Annotated in this window: 16 protein-coding genes; 8 read left to right on the forward strand and 8 right to left on the reverse strand. The window is 42.4% G+C overall.

The annotated features are described in order from the left end of the window. The first annotated feature begins 90 nt into the window (after nucleotides 1-90). The 7 genes from MARME_RS06245 to MARME_RS06275 all read left to right on the forward strand — a co-directional run bounded on the left by MARME_RS06245 (nucleotide 91) and on the right by MARME_RS06275 (nucleotide 7,421). Nucleotides 91-879 (forward strand): precorrin-6A/cobalt-precorrin-6A reductase, encoded by a 789-nt coding sequence (locus tag MARME_RS06245; RefSeq protein WP_013660416.1) that lies wholly within the window; start codon nucleotides 91-93, stop codon nucleotides 877-879. Then, the gene (locus MARME_RS06250; RefSeq protein WP_013660417.1) at nucleotides 876-1,547 is read left to right on the forward strand and encodes a precorrin-8X methylmutase; all 672 of its coding nucleotides are present in this window, start codon (nucleotides 876-878) and stop codon (nucleotides 1,545-1,547) included. Before MARME_RS06245 ends, MARME_RS06250 begins: the two co-directional genes overlap by 4 nt. Next, nucleotides 1,547-2,818, forward strand: coding sequence for a bifunctional cobalt-precorrin-7 (C(5))-methyltransferase/cobalt-precorrin-6B (C(15))-methyltransferase (locus MARME_RS06255; RefSeq protein WP_013660418.1), 1,272 nt, complete (start codon nucleotides 1,547-1,549; stop codon nucleotides 2,816-2,818). Before MARME_RS06250 ends, MARME_RS06255 begins: the two co-directional genes overlap by 1 nt. Before the next feature lie 68 nt (nucleotides 2,819-2,886). Then, nucleotides 2,887-3,609, forward strand: coding sequence for a precorrin-2 C(20)-methyltransferase (cobI, locus tag MARME_RS06260; RefSeq protein WP_013660419.1), 723 nt, complete (start codon nucleotides 2,887-2,889; stop codon nucleotides 3,607-3,609). Continuing rightward, nucleotides 3,606-4,397 (forward strand): cobalamin biosynthesis protein, encoded by a 792-nt coding sequence (locus MARME_RS06265; protein WP_013660420.1) that lies wholly within the window; start codon nucleotides 3,606-3,608, stop codon nucleotides 4,395-4,397. Before cobI ends, MARME_RS06265 begins: the two co-directional genes overlap by 4 nt. Before the next feature lie 115 nt (nucleotides 4,398-4,512). Beyond that, complete coding sequence (locus MARME_RS06270; protein ID WP_013660421.1) at nucleotides 4,513-5,877, forward strand: GGDEF domain-containing protein; 1,365 nt, start codon at nucleotides 4,513-4,515, stop codon at nucleotides 5,875-5,877. Between the two features lie 179 nt (nucleotides 5,878-6,056). Beyond that, the gene (locus MARME_RS06275; RefSeq protein WP_013660422.1) at nucleotides 6,057-7,421 is read left to right on the forward strand and encodes a GGDEF domain-containing protein; all 1,365 of its coding nucleotides are present in this window, start codon (nucleotides 6,057-6,059) and stop codon (nucleotides 7,419-7,421) included. Nucleotides 7,422-7,442: 21 nt separating this feature from the next. Here MARME_RS06275 and MARME_RS06280 read toward each other — a convergent pair whose 3' ends face one another. From MARME_RS06280 to MARME_RS06310, 7 genes are all read right to left on the reverse strand, one after another. Continuing rightward, nucleotides 7,443-7,685, reverse strand: a complete 243-nt coding sequence (locus MARME_RS06280) for a hypothetical protein (protein WP_013660423.1) — start codon at nucleotides 7,683-7,685, stop codon at nucleotides 7,443-7,445. A gap of 115 nt (nucleotides 7,686-7,800) precedes the next feature. Beyond that, a complete protein-coding gene (locus MARME_RS06285; RefSeq protein WP_013660424.1) occupies nucleotides 7,801-8,067 on the reverse strand; it encodes a hypothetical protein in 267 nt (88 codons plus the stop codon). A gap of 21 nt (nucleotides 8,068-8,088) precedes the next feature. Then, complete coding sequence (locus MARME_RS06290; protein WP_013660425.1) at nucleotides 8,089-8,361, reverse strand: hypothetical protein; 273 nt, start codon at nucleotides 8,359-8,361, stop codon at nucleotides 8,089-8,091. A gap of 482 nt (nucleotides 8,362-8,843) precedes the next feature. Continuing rightward, a complete protein-coding gene (locus MARME_RS06295; protein WP_013660426.1) occupies nucleotides 8,844-9,731 on the reverse strand; it encodes a LysR family transcriptional regulator in 888 nt (295 codons plus the stop codon). A gap of 54 nt (nucleotides 9,732-9,785) precedes the next feature. Then, complete coding sequence (locus MARME_RS06300; protein WP_013660427.1) at nucleotides 9,786-11,219, reverse strand: SLC13 family permease; 1,434 nt, start codon at nucleotides 11,217-11,219, stop codon at nucleotides 9,786-9,788. Between the two features lie 90 nt (nucleotides 11,220-11,309). Then, nucleotides 11,310-13,055, reverse strand: a complete 1,746-nt coding sequence (locus MARME_RS06305) for an ABC transporter ATP-binding protein (RefSeq protein ID WP_013660428.1) — start codon at nucleotides 13,053-13,055, stop codon at nucleotides 11,310-11,312. Nucleotides 13,056-13,154: 99 nt separating this feature from the next. Further along, a complete protein-coding gene (locus MARME_RS06310; RefSeq protein ID WP_013660429.1) occupies nucleotides 13,155-13,643 on the reverse strand; it encodes a lasso peptide biosynthesis B2 protein in 489 nt (162 codons plus the stop codon). Nucleotides 13,644-13,905: 262 nt separating this feature from the next. On the opposite strand from MARME_RS06310, the gene MARME_RS06320 reads away from it, so the two are divergent. Continuing rightward, nucleotides 13,906-14,097 (forward strand): hypothetical protein, encoded by a 192-nt coding sequence (locus MARME_RS06320; RefSeq protein WP_148231006.1) that lies wholly within the window; start codon nucleotides 13,906-13,908, stop codon nucleotides 14,095-14,097. 49 nt (nucleotides 14,098-14,146) lie between these two features. Here MARME_RS06320 and MARME_RS06325 read toward each other — a convergent pair whose 3' ends face one another. Then, nucleotides 14,147-15,058, reverse strand: a complete 912-nt coding sequence (locus tag MARME_RS06325) for a sulfotransferase domain-containing protein (protein ID WP_013660431.1) — start codon at nucleotides 15,056-15,058, stop codon at nucleotides 14,147-14,149. Nucleotides 15,059-15,063: the final 5 nt, after the last annotated feature.

Raw genomic sequence — 15,063 nt, forward strand, 5'->3', positions numbered from 1 at the left:
TAAAGCTAAGATTTAAATTTAGGGTTTTAATTTAGGGCTTGTATTTAGGAGCAACCTTCGAGCGAAGGTCTCTAGGAGTAAACAAAAGCGTTGAAAATTCTATTACTAGGTGGCACAGCGGATGCTCGCCAATTAGCTGATCAGCTTCACTTAAAAGGCTTGCAGGTGGTTTATTCTATTGCTGGTTTGGTTCGCATCCCCAAGCTAGGATGTGAGGTGCTCGTTGGTGGCTTTACTCAATTCGGTGGTCTTGAGCGTTATCTTGTCGAACACAAAATTAGCCTAGTCATTAATGCAACGCATCCATACGCTCAAAAAATGGCGAATACGGCTGTTAGCGCTTCTCGTCAAGCTGGTATTACGTGTTGGCGTTTTTTACGCCCAGAGTGGCAGCGAATGAAAGGCGATAATTGGACGTACTATCAAAACGACGATGAGTTACAAGCAGCGTTATCGAACTTTAAAAGGCCTTTACTGAGTGCAGGCCAGCATTCAGAGCCTTTTATACAATCTATTGCGGCGCTTTGTGGCGTTGAGGTCGTTCACTGGCGAACGGCTGTTCCCCCTAAGTTTAATATACCCGCTCGAATCTCTTGGAGAAAGGCCATTGGCCCGTTCGATTTAGAGAGCGAACGCACGTTTATAAGCGACAATAACGTGGATGTAATTGTCAGTAAAAACAGTGGTGGCGTTTCAACATACGCTAAACTTGAAGCTGCACGAGAGCTGTTTTTGCCGGTCCTTATGCGTAAAAGGCCAATAACGGAAACGGCATCGGCGACATACGTTTCTCAGGATGAGATAATCGCCTCCATTATTGATTTTAGACACCAGTTTCATCGGTATGATGAGACACAACAAGGTAGCGCCCAGCAGTGAAACACCCGCTAGAAAATAGCCTCTATACACAGTTTCAATATGAAGCGAATCCTCAGGCGATTGAGCAAGAAAGTTTTAGACAGATCCGTAAGTGCACTGATTTAAGTGCATTCTCTACCGATGAACTGCAGGTGGTGATGCGGATCGTTCACAGCTTAGGTTTCCCAGATGTTGCTCAGAATGTCAGATTTAGCCAACGTGCGTGTGATGCTGGCCGAAAAGCGTTAGCGAATGGTAAGCCCATATTGTGTGACGTAGAAATGGTGAAGCAAGGTGTGACAAAAAGGATGATCGACACGCCACCTCTTTGTTATTTGAACGACCCTAAGACGGTTGAATTGGCAAAAGCTAGCGGTGAAACTCGCTCAATGGCGGCGTTAAAATTATGGGGTGATGAGTTAGAGGGCAGTATTGTTTTGATTGGCAATGCGCCAACGGCGCTCTTTCGACTTTTGGAAATGATCGAGTTAGGTGCTCCTAAGCCGGCTTTGGTGATCGGTATGCCTGTTGGCTTTGTCGGTGCGGCAGAGTCGAAAGAAGCCTTATGGCAGGTTCATGAAGCACTCGGAATTGAATGTATTACGCTGGTGGGGAAAATGGGTGGCAGTGCTGTCACCTCCGCGAGTTGTAATGCGTTACTTCGCTGTAATCGGGGCGAGTACTACTGATGCAAATTCACGTCATCGGCTTGGGAGTCGCACAAAATGCAGCGCTCTCGCTAGAAGCTCTTACTTTAATTCGAAGCCTAACAAAGGACGATCGATTAGTTGGCAGCGAACGCCAGTTAAAAACCGTATTTGGCTGCCATTCTGCAACGCCGTTTATACTGCCTAAGTTATCTGAACTGAAAGAGGTGCTAACGAGCTGGAAGGAAAGTCGCGTTAAGCGGGTTGTTGTTCTGGCATCTGGTGATCCGCTTTTTTACGGTATTGGCTCGTGGGTGAAATGTCATTTCTCACACCTTGATGTGACCTATTATCCAAATGTGTCGAGCATTCAGTCAGCATGTCACCAGTCAGGCGTATCGCTGCAAGACGCACATGTCGTCAGTGTCCATGGCCGACCACTGGCGTCGCTTCGAAAGCATCTCCATAAAAATAAAACATTAGTTTTACTGACGGACAGCCACAGTCACCCAGCAGCGATTGCGCAAGAGTGTGTTCGAGCAAATGTCGGTGAGAGTCGAATTACTGTGTGCGAAAAGCTTGGTTATTCCGATCAGAACGTCGAGACTTTCTTTGCTCATCAACTTCAAGACAGTGAACGTGCTTTCGATTCTCTTAATGTTGTCCTTGTTGAGGTAAGTGGTCAGCAAGCATTGCTTCCTTCGACGCCGGGTTTTCCTGATGACTTATATGTCACCGATAAGGGTCAAGGCAAGGGAATGATCACCAAGCGAGAAGTGCGTTTGGCGATTCTATCGTATTTAGGGGCAGAAGAAGGTGACGTTATCTGGGATGTTGGTGCTGGGTGTGGAGGCGTTAGTATCGAACTTGCCTATTGGAATGCAAGAGCGCAGATCTATGCCATAGAGCATCATCCAGAGCGTTTTAACTGCCTAAAACGAAATCAGGAAAAGTTCGGAGTCGCTCAAAACCTAACATTGATTCAAGGACGCGCACCGGCATCATTAGAATTATTACCTGTACCGGATCGAATTTTTATCGGTGGCAGTGATGGTGAGCTGGGTGAGTTGCTGCGAGTTAACTGGGACTCTCTTCCCGAACACGGTGTGTTGTTGCTCAGTTCCGTAACCGATACAACTCAATTGGAAGCGATGAACTTCACTAATATTCGAGAAGTAGCAGACGATGCTGAATTAGAAAGTGTCACCATTCAAGTAGCTCGCAGTGAAACACTGGCGGGGAGTAAAATGCGGAAACCTGCTTTACCAGTGACATTGTGGCGATACCAAAAGCGAGTGAGTGCTCAAAAATAAGCAAGATAGATTAAGACCTTTGCATGAAGTCGTGCAAAGATCATCAGATGATATAAAAGGAAAAATAAATGAGTACCTTAGGGTCCTTTGTTGGTATTGGCGTTGGCCCCGGTGATCCTGAATTACTGACCTTGAAAGCGGCAAGCCTGATTGAACATGCGCCAGTTGTTGCGTATTTGGCAAACGAACAAGGCGTTTCCCAAGCTAAAAAAATTGCGTGTATTGCAATGGAAAGACGCTATTCATCGTATTCTGATGTTGTTATTCCAATGCCAATGTCGATGGACAGAACCAAGGCAAATGTCGCTTATGATCAAGGTGCAAAAGAAATTGCTTTGCATTTAAAGCAAGGCCGAAATGTTGCTTTTCTGTGTGAAGGTGACCCTTTGTTCTTCGGTTCTTTTACCTATCTAATGGAGCGTCTCGAAGACAGTTTTAACTGTCAAGTTGTCCCTGGTATTTCGAGCGTTAATGCCGCTGCATCGGCGTTGAAGCACCCTTTAACTGTCTTAAAAGAGTCATTCGCGGTTGTAAGTGGACGACACAGCGACAGTGATATTCAAAGTGCACTTGAGCAGCATGACTCGGTTGTAATTATGAAAGCGGGTTCTGCTCGTCCGAGAATTCTTGAAGCGTTGCGAAGAACCGACCGACTGCTTGATGCAAAGTATTTGGAGTACATTGGTAGGGAAAACGAGCATATTGTGACGGATGTTAGGGAGTTAATTCCATCGGCGGGACCTTATTTTTCTCTATTTGTTGTTACTCGGCATGATCGAGACAGTCGATGATTCGTATTATTTCTTTAACTGATAGAGGACGCTCTCTGGCAGATGTGCTGGCGAACCGCCTCAAAGACTGCGAGACCCACCATTGCCCAAAGCCATTTGGTGAAACGGTTCAAAGCTACTTTAAGCAGAATGATGATCTTATTTTTGTGTGCGCGACGGGCATCGTTATTCGAACCTTAGCACCTGTGTTAGAAAGTAAGCTTGCCGACCCTGCTGTGCTCGTGATGGATGAGTTAGGGCACTTTGTTATTCCTCTGCTGTCAGGCCATGAAGGTGGTGCAAATCAACTGGCTAATAACGTTGCAAGCTTGCTAGCAGATTTAAATACTCAATTGGTGATGACAACCGCGAATGCTTATCTTGACCCCATTTATACACTTGGAATGGGATGTGAACGCAATTGTCCGTTAACGTTTTTAGAAGACTTGATGCTTGAGGCATTGGCTGCTAAGGGATTGAAACCAACAGATATTCAATCTTTGTGTAGTATCGACATCAAGTCAGATGAGACTAACCTTATCGCGCTGGCTCATAAATATGGCTGGACCTTTACCACTTATTCTGTGGATGAGCTAACGACAATGACACCCTTGTTAAGCACTCATTCAGAATATGTCTATAAAACGGTTGGAGTGTATGGTGTGGCGGAGTCCGCTGCATTGTACGCCGCGCAACAGGCTGCGAGCGTAAAACCGGAATTATTGTTGCCTAAGATAAAAAACGCCAAGGCAACGTGCGCTTTAGCGAGAGCGTACTCCAACAATACGGAAAAAGTTGGAAAGGTATAATCGCTTCTTTTCAAAACGTAACGTTTTCTGTGTTTGAACCAATACTAAACTCGTCGTAAAAGTGGTGTTTCCATCCTATAATTCCTGTTGTTAACCTTATTGGCAGAAGAGTTCTATGCTTCATTGGCTAAATGCGTCGCTAAACCGAAAAATCGGCAGTTTATTTGTTGTTCTCCTATCTTTTCTTTTTATTGTTATTATTTTTTCGATATACAAACTTCGCTTGATCGACTACGAAATGAAAGAGGTGGCGGAAGTCGATATTCCTCTTAATGAGGTAATGGAGCAGGCTGAAATGTTACAGCTTAAGCAACATGTCTTTATGGAACAGTTTCGTCGTTTAGGAGGATTTGACCAGCATTCTCTTGACCCCAAAGCACAATTCTCTGATCGCCGAGCGGAACTTGTCCAGCTGCTTAACCGAGCAACGAATGTGATTAGTGAGAACATTGATCGCCATCGAGTTAGATTTGAATTGATAGAGCATGAGGAGCTTCTAGATGAAATAAACAGGTTTCATCAAATTAGTGATCTGTTTGAGAAGCGTCTCGCCGTTGTTCTGAATGAAAGCAGCCTATCAGAGGATAAGTGGCGAGAAATAGAAACGATTGCTGCACAACTTGATGGGAGTATGAATTCGATTTTACATCAAATCGAATCATTGTCTCTTGAGGCCGCGCGCTATACGGAAAAGCATGAGCGCGAGTTTATGTTTATCAATGGCTTATTAGGTGTTGGCGCTTTTGTAATAGGCTTGTTGTTAACCGTCTATATTATACAGATCATTCGATTGAGAATTATGCGGATACATTATCAAGTTGAGACGATTCATCAATCGTTAGAAAAAGGCAGCCCTATTGAGCTAAACCCGTCAAACGCAGCAGGCGTTAAACCACAAGATGAGCTTGGTGAGCTAGAGCAAGACCTTCAGAAAATGGTACGCCGACTTTCCGATGAAATGGTTGGCAGAATGGAGGTGGAGAGGCAGTTGATGATGCTCGCAACAAGAGACAAATTGACTGGGGCGTATAATCGACATAAATGGGATGAACAGATTAAAGAGTCGTTGGACTTAGCGCAACGTGGCGTTGAGTTCAGTTTGATTATGCTCGATATAGACCATTTTAAAAAGATTAACGACGAGTATGGCCATCAACTGGGCGACAAAGTGCTCGAGTATTTTGTGACATCGCTAAACACTTGTTTGAGGAAGTCTGATTTGCTTTTTAGAATGGGTGGCGAAGAGTTCGCCGTGCTTTTACCTCAGCAATCGTTAGAAAAAGCTGAGCAGGTAGGAGAGCGAATTCGTACTCATATCGAAACGATGGAAGAGACGCATATTCCATCGTTTACTGTCAGCCTTGGGATTAGCGCGTATCGTGCCGCTGACGATGAAAATTCGATTTTGGCTCGTGCAGATAAAGCGCTGTATAAGTCGAAATTAAATGGGCGTAATACGGTGACGTTAGAAATCGAGTAAAACTTAATTTGAGTCTTACTTACTAAGCGCTAGGTACTTTTGACAGACTCGACTGCTTTTCCTAGGGAAGGTGTGAATAAGTCCACTTATCAGCAAGAATAGGTATGCAATGGCGTATGTCGAGCGTGTTTGCTCGATAGTACGAGCCACTCTCTTTTTTTATTAGTGGAAGATTGAATATGCTTCAATGGTTTAACGCATCTTTAAACAGAAAAATAGGCAGTTTGTTTGTCCTTCTACTGTCTTTTCTATTTGTCGTGATTATCTTTTCAATCTATAAACTCCGTTTAATTGACTTTGAAATGAAGCAAGTTGCCGAAGTGGATATTCCCTTAAATGAGGTGATAGGTCATGCCGAGATGTTGCAACTCAAGCAGCATATTTTTATGGAGCAGTTTAGAAGATTAGGTGGGTCTAACGAATCATTTTCGAGCCCTGAGACTCAGTTCGATCAGCGTCGAGACGCACTTTCAACTTTGTTAAATCGCGCAGTAAACATCATTAATAAGAATGTCGAACGTCATAAGATTCGTTTTGAATTGTTGGAGCATGAGGCTCTGCTAAGCGAAATAGAAGCTTTTCATCAACACAGTGATGACTTTGAGCGTCAACTCGGTCACATCCTTTCGGTGCAAAATATATCAGAATCAGACTGGCGTGATCTAGAAAATGTCGCTTTTCTGTTAGATCGAAGCATGGGGATTATATTAACCCAGATCGAGTCCCTATCATTGGAGGCTGCGAAGTATACCGAAAAGCATGAACGTGAGTTTATGTTTATTAATGGTATGTTGGGCGCGGGAGCGTTGGTTATTGGGTTGCTGTTGACCGTTTACATTATTCAGGTTATCCGTATTAGAATTTTACGAATACATCATCAGGTTGACAATATTCACGAATCGATTGAAACAGGAACACCTATAAAAGTAAGTTCTGTTGATGAGAGTGAGTCAAACCCTCAAGATGAACTCGGTGAGCTGGAGCAAGATTTACAAAAAGTCGTGCGTAGGCTTTCGGATGAAATGGTCAGTAGGATGGAGGCTGAACGCCAGTTAATGGTGTTGGTCACAAAGGATAAGCTCACTGGTGCGTATAACCGCCACAAATGGGATGAGCAAATAAAGGTTTCGTTGGATCTTGCCCAGCGTGGTACGGTGTTTAGCTTGATTATGTTGGATATAGATTGCTTTAAAAAAATTAACGATCAATTTGGGCATCAAGTGGGTGATGCCGTCTTGCAATTCTTCGCCTCGTCTTTGCTCCAGTGTTTAAGAAAATCTGACTTACTTTTTAGAATGGGAGGGGAAGAATTTGCAGTGTTACTTCCTCAGCAACCCTTAGAGAAAGCGACTCAAGTAGCGGAAAGAATATTGGAATCAATCGAAATGACGGATGATGATCGCATTCCGCCATTTACTGTCAGCGCAGGTGTTAGCACATATCGTTCAGGTGATGATGACAATAGTATTCTCACTCGCGCAGATAAAGCATTGTATCAATCAAAACTCAACGGCCGGAATAGAGTAACGTCAGAGGGAGCTTAAAGAAGCTGGAAGCGATTGATTTTAGACAGTAATATCAATGAGGCTGCCAATTGTGTTGTTGGCTGCTTCGAGTACTTTTACATTTGCCTGCGCTTCTAATTCGCTCGTGGTCGCTTCGATTAAGCCGTCTTGGATATTTTTTGATGAGTTCGTTGTGTCGGGGTTAGCGGCGTTGGCAACTTTGCTACTTGCGTTATCTAAGTTGCTTTGGCTTCTTTGTAAGCCTGTTAAACTGTTGCTAAAAGCAGAACTGTTAATTTGCATTGTACGTCAGCCTAATTGATGCCTTACTTACCATCAGGTTAATCCCTTTCCTAGTAAAACGCAATAAGCCAGCGTTAGCTGGCTTATTGCGTTTTACTAGGAAATTCCTAATGAATTAACTAGAAAAGTGTACCGAGTTAAAAATGCCTTGCAGTTCAGCATGTTTTTCTTGGTATAACGAGAGTTTTTGGGTATGTGTTAAAGCACCAGATGTATCTACTTGAGTATTTACATTAACCCTCATGCTTTCTAATTGAATACCTAAAGCATCAACACTCGAGCGGGCGTCTCGAACATCATCACTAATATTATCTGCAAATGCGGAAGTAGATAGGGCAAAAACAGATAAGCCAGATAGAATTACTTTATTAATCGTTTTCATCGTATTTTCCTATATATAAAATTAAAGTTTTTGTGAAAAGTGAATGTTATCGAACGTATTTTGTAGCTCCTGATATTTTTCATCATACAGTGCGAGTTTTTGGCTCGGTGTAATCACACCACTGACATCGACATGCGTGTCTTCATTTACCCCAAGGCTAACAAGCGTGCTGTTTAGCGCTTCGATACCGGCTTTCGACTCTCTTATGTCATCATTAATATTGTCCGCAAAGACAGAGCTAGAAAGAGCTGCTAAAGAAAGGGCGGTTACTGCAATTTTATTTAGTGAGTTCATAATGTCTCTCCTATATACGCCTTATTTTCGGCGTTTTTTAATGTGTATGCTTATATAGTAGAGGATTAAATTTTAATTTAAATAGTGGCTAAATTCGTTTCAATTTTCTTGTCGTTATAAAGGCAGAGGTTCACAATTTAATAAAACAGATAATATGATTGTGATTTCGCAAGAAAAGGGAAAGAAATATAGGAATGTGCAAAAATATACTTATTAATTTAGCTTGTTCATAAATAGTTTCTTGGCTAAAGAATCATACGCAATAGCAATGTATGCTTATTCTGTCGAAAGCAAAAATAATGTGCACCGAATTTTTCTGGAAAATTAGCGCCTCTTCCTTAATTGCGAATGTATGATTTAAGTTCTCTTGAGAAAACTAATGGTTTTACGGGTACCTTGCTCATCTAAAGAGCTGGTTGTGCTATAGGATGTGGTTGGTGCTATAGCATGTGGTTAGTTCGATAGGAAGTGAGGCTACGGATCTAACGCTGCGAAATATGATAGTCCATGATAATTTCCAAGGCGGCTTGAATAGCTGGCTCTGATCTACGTGTCTGAAGACATGTAAAGTAGACAGGGACGGCTTGATTTACCGTGTAAATACATTCAAATAGACCGTTAAACTCTGGATGATTATTTAATTCATCATGAATCAGGCCAATTCCCACCCCTTGTGATATTAGTGTCATAACGACTTTTTCATCATCGATTCGAATCAGGTTGTCTGGTCTGAAGTTCAACTCTTTAAAGAGTTGCTCTGCTAGTTTACTACAGCACGTATTGTTTGCAGGTAATATCCAAGGTAGTGTGGCGAGATAGGTCCAGTCATTTGTTTGCTCTTCATTTAGCATTCCTTTTGGTGAAGCGAGTGAGACACTGAACTGGTCAACTAGCTGAACAAGCTGTTCTGGCAATGGCGTTCCATACTCGTTGTAAAAAGCAACATCAAAAAAGCCATTTCTCAACCCAGGGCGAATTTCATGCGCAGGAAAGCGCTTGGCTTCTACTCTCATATTAGGGTAACAATCTGCTAGCTTCGAAATGAGCTGGCCAAGTACATGGGAGCTAGTGCTTGGGGCAATGCCAATCGTAAGTGTTTCTGATACACGATTTTTTAAGCTCTTGGCTTCTTCAAGAAAGTTGGAATAGGCACTTAGGGCATGTTGCGCCTTTGGCAAAAGCTCAGTACCTTGGGGGGTTAATATCATGCCAGTAGAGGCTCGTTCGAATAGAGGTAATCCAGTTATTTCCTCTATCGTTTTTAAGTGAGCACTAATTGCTGGCTGACTTAAACATAGGTGTTCAGCTGCGCGTCGAACACTGCTTTCACGTGCCACAGTGACGAAACTTTTGAGTTGAGATATGTCCATTGTCTATTCCAGTTTATCTATCGCTTTGCCACACGCAACGCGCCAGTTACAGTGTTAGATTATGCCTAAGACGTCCCACCAAACAAAATTAATCGGCAGCAGTATCAGTACTGTGATCAAAAAAGTGGCAAGACATAACTTGGTGACTACGCCAATGGGGAGTTTTCCCAAAGCGACGGCAGTGATCAAGGGTGGTGCCTGATAAGGTAGAAGCACTGATGAAAACGCCATTACTTCAGACATTAGAATAGCCTCTGTCGAAAGTCCCGTAATATCTGCTAGATGCTCTGCCAGGGGGGTGATGATAGCAGGGACGCCCGCAAGGTTCGTGACGATACCGACAATGGTCGATATTCCGGTAACAAGGCCTAGATTATAAATCAGGGATGCGTCAGAGAATGGCGCGACTTGGGTTAATAAATTGACTAGAGATTCTCCAAGCCCCGTGAACGCGATAATCGCGCCTAACCCAATGATACCCGCTGCAAATAGTAGTGTAGTGTACTGGATGTCTTTGTTTAGGCACTGTTTACTAGTTAGGTCTGCTTTAGGAAATAAACAAATAGCACAAGCAGCTAACCCCACCCACCCTGAGGAAATCCCATGTATGCCATCGGTTAACCACATTAAAAAGCAAAGAGTCAGTACAACAAGCAGCTGCTTTTCTTTTGTGGATAGTGTGGCGATATTACGCTCAGGAAGCGCATTTTTGGGATCGTGGCTCGGGAATAAAAAGAGAATGAGAGCTATAGTTACCAGCACTTTGCCAAGACCGAGTACTGGAAAATGCAGTACTAAATAATCCCAATATGAAAAAGTAGTGGAGTAGAGCGCCTCGCTCATTCCTGATAGAAGCATGTTTGGCGCATTCGCTGGGAGGATGGAAAACGTGGGCAGGAAGGTGCCAAATGCAGCTGCGAGCAAGATACCGTAGCGTCCATTCGAATCCTTCTCATAGCCAAGTTGATCTATAATGGCGACGACAATAGGAATAAGTAAAACGATGCGGCCGATACCTGACGGAATGAGGAACGCGAGCATAAGGCCAAAAAGAGCAGACCGAGTCACGATTCCTTTATAAGTTGTTCCCACTAGCTTGCCCAGTAGTCCGGCAGCTCTTAAGTTTAATCCCGTATGTTTTATTGCTGCTCCAAATACCATTCCACTGAAAAGCAGCCAGTAGGTTGACGATTCAAAACCTGAGAAGATCACGGTATTTGGGGCTAAATTTGTGATAGTGGCAAATACAAAGAGAAAAATAGCAGGCCAGAATTCCGGTACTTTACCCGTTGCCCATAGTGCAGCACAAAATACTAATAACCCTAATGTGATGGCTTGATCAGTGGGCAGAATGGTCGTGGCGCCAACCCCTACAATAATCGCGGATAGTGAGATGACGATTAGTGCAAATATTCCGTTGCTCTGATTGTTCTTATTATCGTCTATTGACGACTTTTCGGCTCGACTTCGCGTCGATAATACTTTCATACACTAAACTCCTGTCACACTGTGTGTTAAGTTTGCGTATATCTTGTCACTAAGAGTAGAGGCGTTGCCAATTGATTTTTCTGAGGGGGGTCACGAAAAATGAGAGAAGGTAGTTGATTCTGCTTTTGCTCTGCCTAGATCAATTTTAATATCGGCGTGTTTAATCGTTGTTTCTCTGTGTGCAATGATTAAAACAGTGAGCCTTCCATGCAAACTCTCTAATGCCTCTTGAATTTTCAACTCATTTTTATAGTCCAGTGCGCTGGTGGCTTCGTCTAATATCAGGAGTTGGGGTTTGGAAAGCAATGCTCGAGCTAACGCGAGCCTTTGTCGCTCTCCGCCTGACAGCCGAATCCCTCTGTCACCGACTATCGTATCCAGCTGATCAGGGAGTGAACGCACAAACTCGTCAGCGGCTGCTAATTGTAAGGCTTTCCATATTTCTTGATCTGTGATGGTTTCGCGATAGGACCAAGATAAGTTGTCTTTTATACTTTCGTTAAAAAGATAAACCTCTTGAGTCACGTAGGCAATATTTTGACGCCATGATTGGCTGGATGACGAGTCTAAAGCTACATCATCAATATAAACCTTGCCAGAGTTGGGTATTAGAAGACCGGAGATAATATCTGCTGTTGTTGACTTTCCGACGCCAGAAGGGCCAATTAGAGCAACCGTTTGGTTGACAGGGATCGTGAAGGAGAGATCGTCAATTATGGCTTCTGTCTTGCCTGCATATTGATACGTAACGCTCTCTACAACGATACGTTTGTTTAGTTGTATTGGTAATTCTTGACTGCTGCAAAGCGACTCTTGATGAGTAAGGCAGTCGTTTGTGATGGATTTGATGTCTGCGAATGAAGGAACGTGATGCAATAACTGTTGGAACGTTCTTTGTAAATTAGATATTTGAGGTAGCAATCGAGAAAAAACGATAAGCAACAGCAAAAGCGCTGAAATAGGAATAGCGAATATTTCAAAGGAAAAGTAAAACAAGATACTGAAAATAATCACAGCGCCAACGAGGTAGATCCATTGCGTGATTGCATTGACGCGTTGAATTTTTAAGTTCTGATCGGCTAGCTGGTGTCCTAGATCTCCTAACTTATCAATGCAGTAATCTTCATTTGAATAACTCTTGATCATCTTTAGGCTGGCAAGTTGTTCTGTAATGAGTTGGAAAATACCCTTATTGCTAACAAGGTGTTGATTACCAGACTGAAGTGCTTGCTTATTGATTGCCCTCAAAGAGACGAGTAAGCACATGGCACACCCCATCGCGACCATCGTGAGTTTCCAAGACATTAAAAATGCAAGACCTACCATGACCGTCGTTAGCGTTAACTGGTTAATTAGCTGGAGTATTAGAAAAGAGGAGTGTCCAAGTGACTGAACTTGAGCTGTAAGGCCATGTGTAAAGTCGGACATTTTTCTCTGAGTGATGAATGACCATCGGCTTTTTAGGACCAGAGTGTATAGTTCTTGCCTCAAGTGGGTTATGTAGGCTTGCTGTATTTGACTAGATTGAACGGTAAGAGCGAGGCGTAGCGAAGCAATGATAGTGACGACTGCAATATAAAATGCGAGAACGCTGATTAGGGATAATTCAATATTTAGGAGGCTGAATAGATTATTTAAGGCATTGCTAAATACGTTTTCTTGCATGCCTCCCACATCCAGCCCGATGACTTGAAGTAATGGAATAATAAGCAATAACCCTACTCCAGAGGTGATGCCTTGTACCAGCATTAGCAAAAATACCAAAGTAAGCGACGATGGAGCGAATTTAAAAAATTTCAAAAATGCTGAAATTAGAATACGAGTTTTATGGTCCATCGAGCTACGCCCTAAGTAAAAAAGTTATTTGGTGACATTAAACTACTCACTACTAATGAGAGTGCGGAGCGAGCGTCTATAGGGCGCTTGTTGCTAATATTAGTCATCATGAATACATTCCGATGTATAAGTAGCGGTGATGCTAAATGCTTTGTGCCCCGCTCTCCCCGTTATTACCCTGTCACCAACAAGTACCCAAGCGTGTGCTTTCATTGGTTCGTCTTTATCGTTAGTAAGTGTTGCGCCCAAATGCATAACATAGGGAATTCTATAGTACTTTAAAAGAGTGATGGCCATAACAGCCTGGACTAAGCACTTTGATTCCCAAAATGTATAACGAGAGCAAAGCTCAACGGTCTTTCCTATTCTCAACGCCCGTATTTTTTGAGCTTCTGTCGTTGGAATACTCAACTGTGTATTTTTTAGGTAAAAGCCGAAGTAGGTAGAAAGTCGCTTATATTTCAGAGTTAAAATGAGTGCTCTTGCTAGGCCGCTAAGAGGATACAAAAAAAACAGCCAAACTTTCTCTAAAAGCGATAGCTTTAAGAAGGTGTTTATCTTACTTTTTAGTTGGTTAATCGAGACCATTTAAAGCGCCTTTGAGACGAAATGCTAAAAAAATACTTGAGTGATAAAAAATCGAGCGTTCAATATAATCATATTTTTGTGTGGTGTCGGATTTATTTTTATAATCTATGGGAAAATACGCTGCCTTTGAGGTAATTGCAAAACTGCTGTTATGACCGACATTTTTTTGCAAAAAATGAAAAAAGAGAAGACGTGAGCTGTCGTTTCTAGCGACGATAGAGTTCTCAGACAGCATCGACATCCTCACTTTATGAATGCTACGATGCCCCAACAAATTATGCAACGCTGGCAAATCGTTCAAGGCCAATTGATTCGCGCTTTACATCAAGAAATCGGGTTGCTTACCGATAATCCTCCCCTTTTGAACTGTATTAAAAAGGAGAGGATTATCGTAGAAGGACGCCACTGGAAACACTACTTGATGGAAAAGCGATCTGGTAAGAAAAGAATTTAACCCAAATCTAAATTGACAGACGCCGGTTTAAAATGAGGTAACTGTCAGATCAGGTCTTACTAGTACAACTAATATGATTATTGATGGTCTCTAAATAATGAGAATCTCTAACACAGGGTCTACCTTTGTCATCAAGGTACCCTAGTTTTAGCATCATATCTCTATGAGCGTTTATTATTTGATTGGTTTGCTCTTCGCTTAGATGGTTCTTCCAATCTCCAACCATACCTTTTCGAAAAAAACGTTCCGCTTTTGGTGGTTTTTCTCTAAATCCATGTTGCTCTTCTTGCTGCTGGAGCTTCTCTATCGAGCATGTTTGAATTGCGTTCAAAATACTTTTTTTATTATGAGGAATGTTTAAAAAAGTAGCCACTTGAGTGAACGTTTCGACAGGGAAGTGCTTCATATCTTCGTATCTAATGGCTAAAACCTGAAAGGAATCTTGTTCTAACCAGCTTCTTGCATGTGTCGACCAAGAGCGTAGTGTTTGACGAACTTGATTGCTAATCATCTGATTTGAGTCACAAAGGCAAAAAGTGTCTGAGTTGAGGTTTAGAATTGCTCTATCAAGGTTTGTACTATTGTGATAGGAAAAAGAGACCGCTACATCTAGTGGGTTTCTAACGACATATACAACCCTCATATTATCAATAAAGGGGAAAATTGCTTCATTTATAGTATTTTTAGTATACGCATCATGTACTTTATGAAATGTATTGTCTTTGATTTCTTTAAAGCGCCAACGGTATGCAGCTGGTCTCAAACAGTCTATTTCATCGTTAGTTAGATCCTCTATATCAAAACCAAGAGCGTCTTCAATCAGTTCTCTACTGCTCAAAATAGTGCTATGGAGTATATTATTAATATCGAGATCTCTATCTGCGTTTAACAATGCCGCGATAATTGACCTTGTCCAAGTGTTTCCAGATTTGGGGTAAGAAACCAATAATGTTGCGTTCAAAGTGT

The organism is Marinomonas mediterranea MMB-1 (genome assembly GCF_000192865.1).
GTDB lineage: Bacteria > Pseudomonadota > Gammaproteobacteria > Pseudomonadales > Marinomonadaceae > Marinomonas > Marinomonas mediterranea.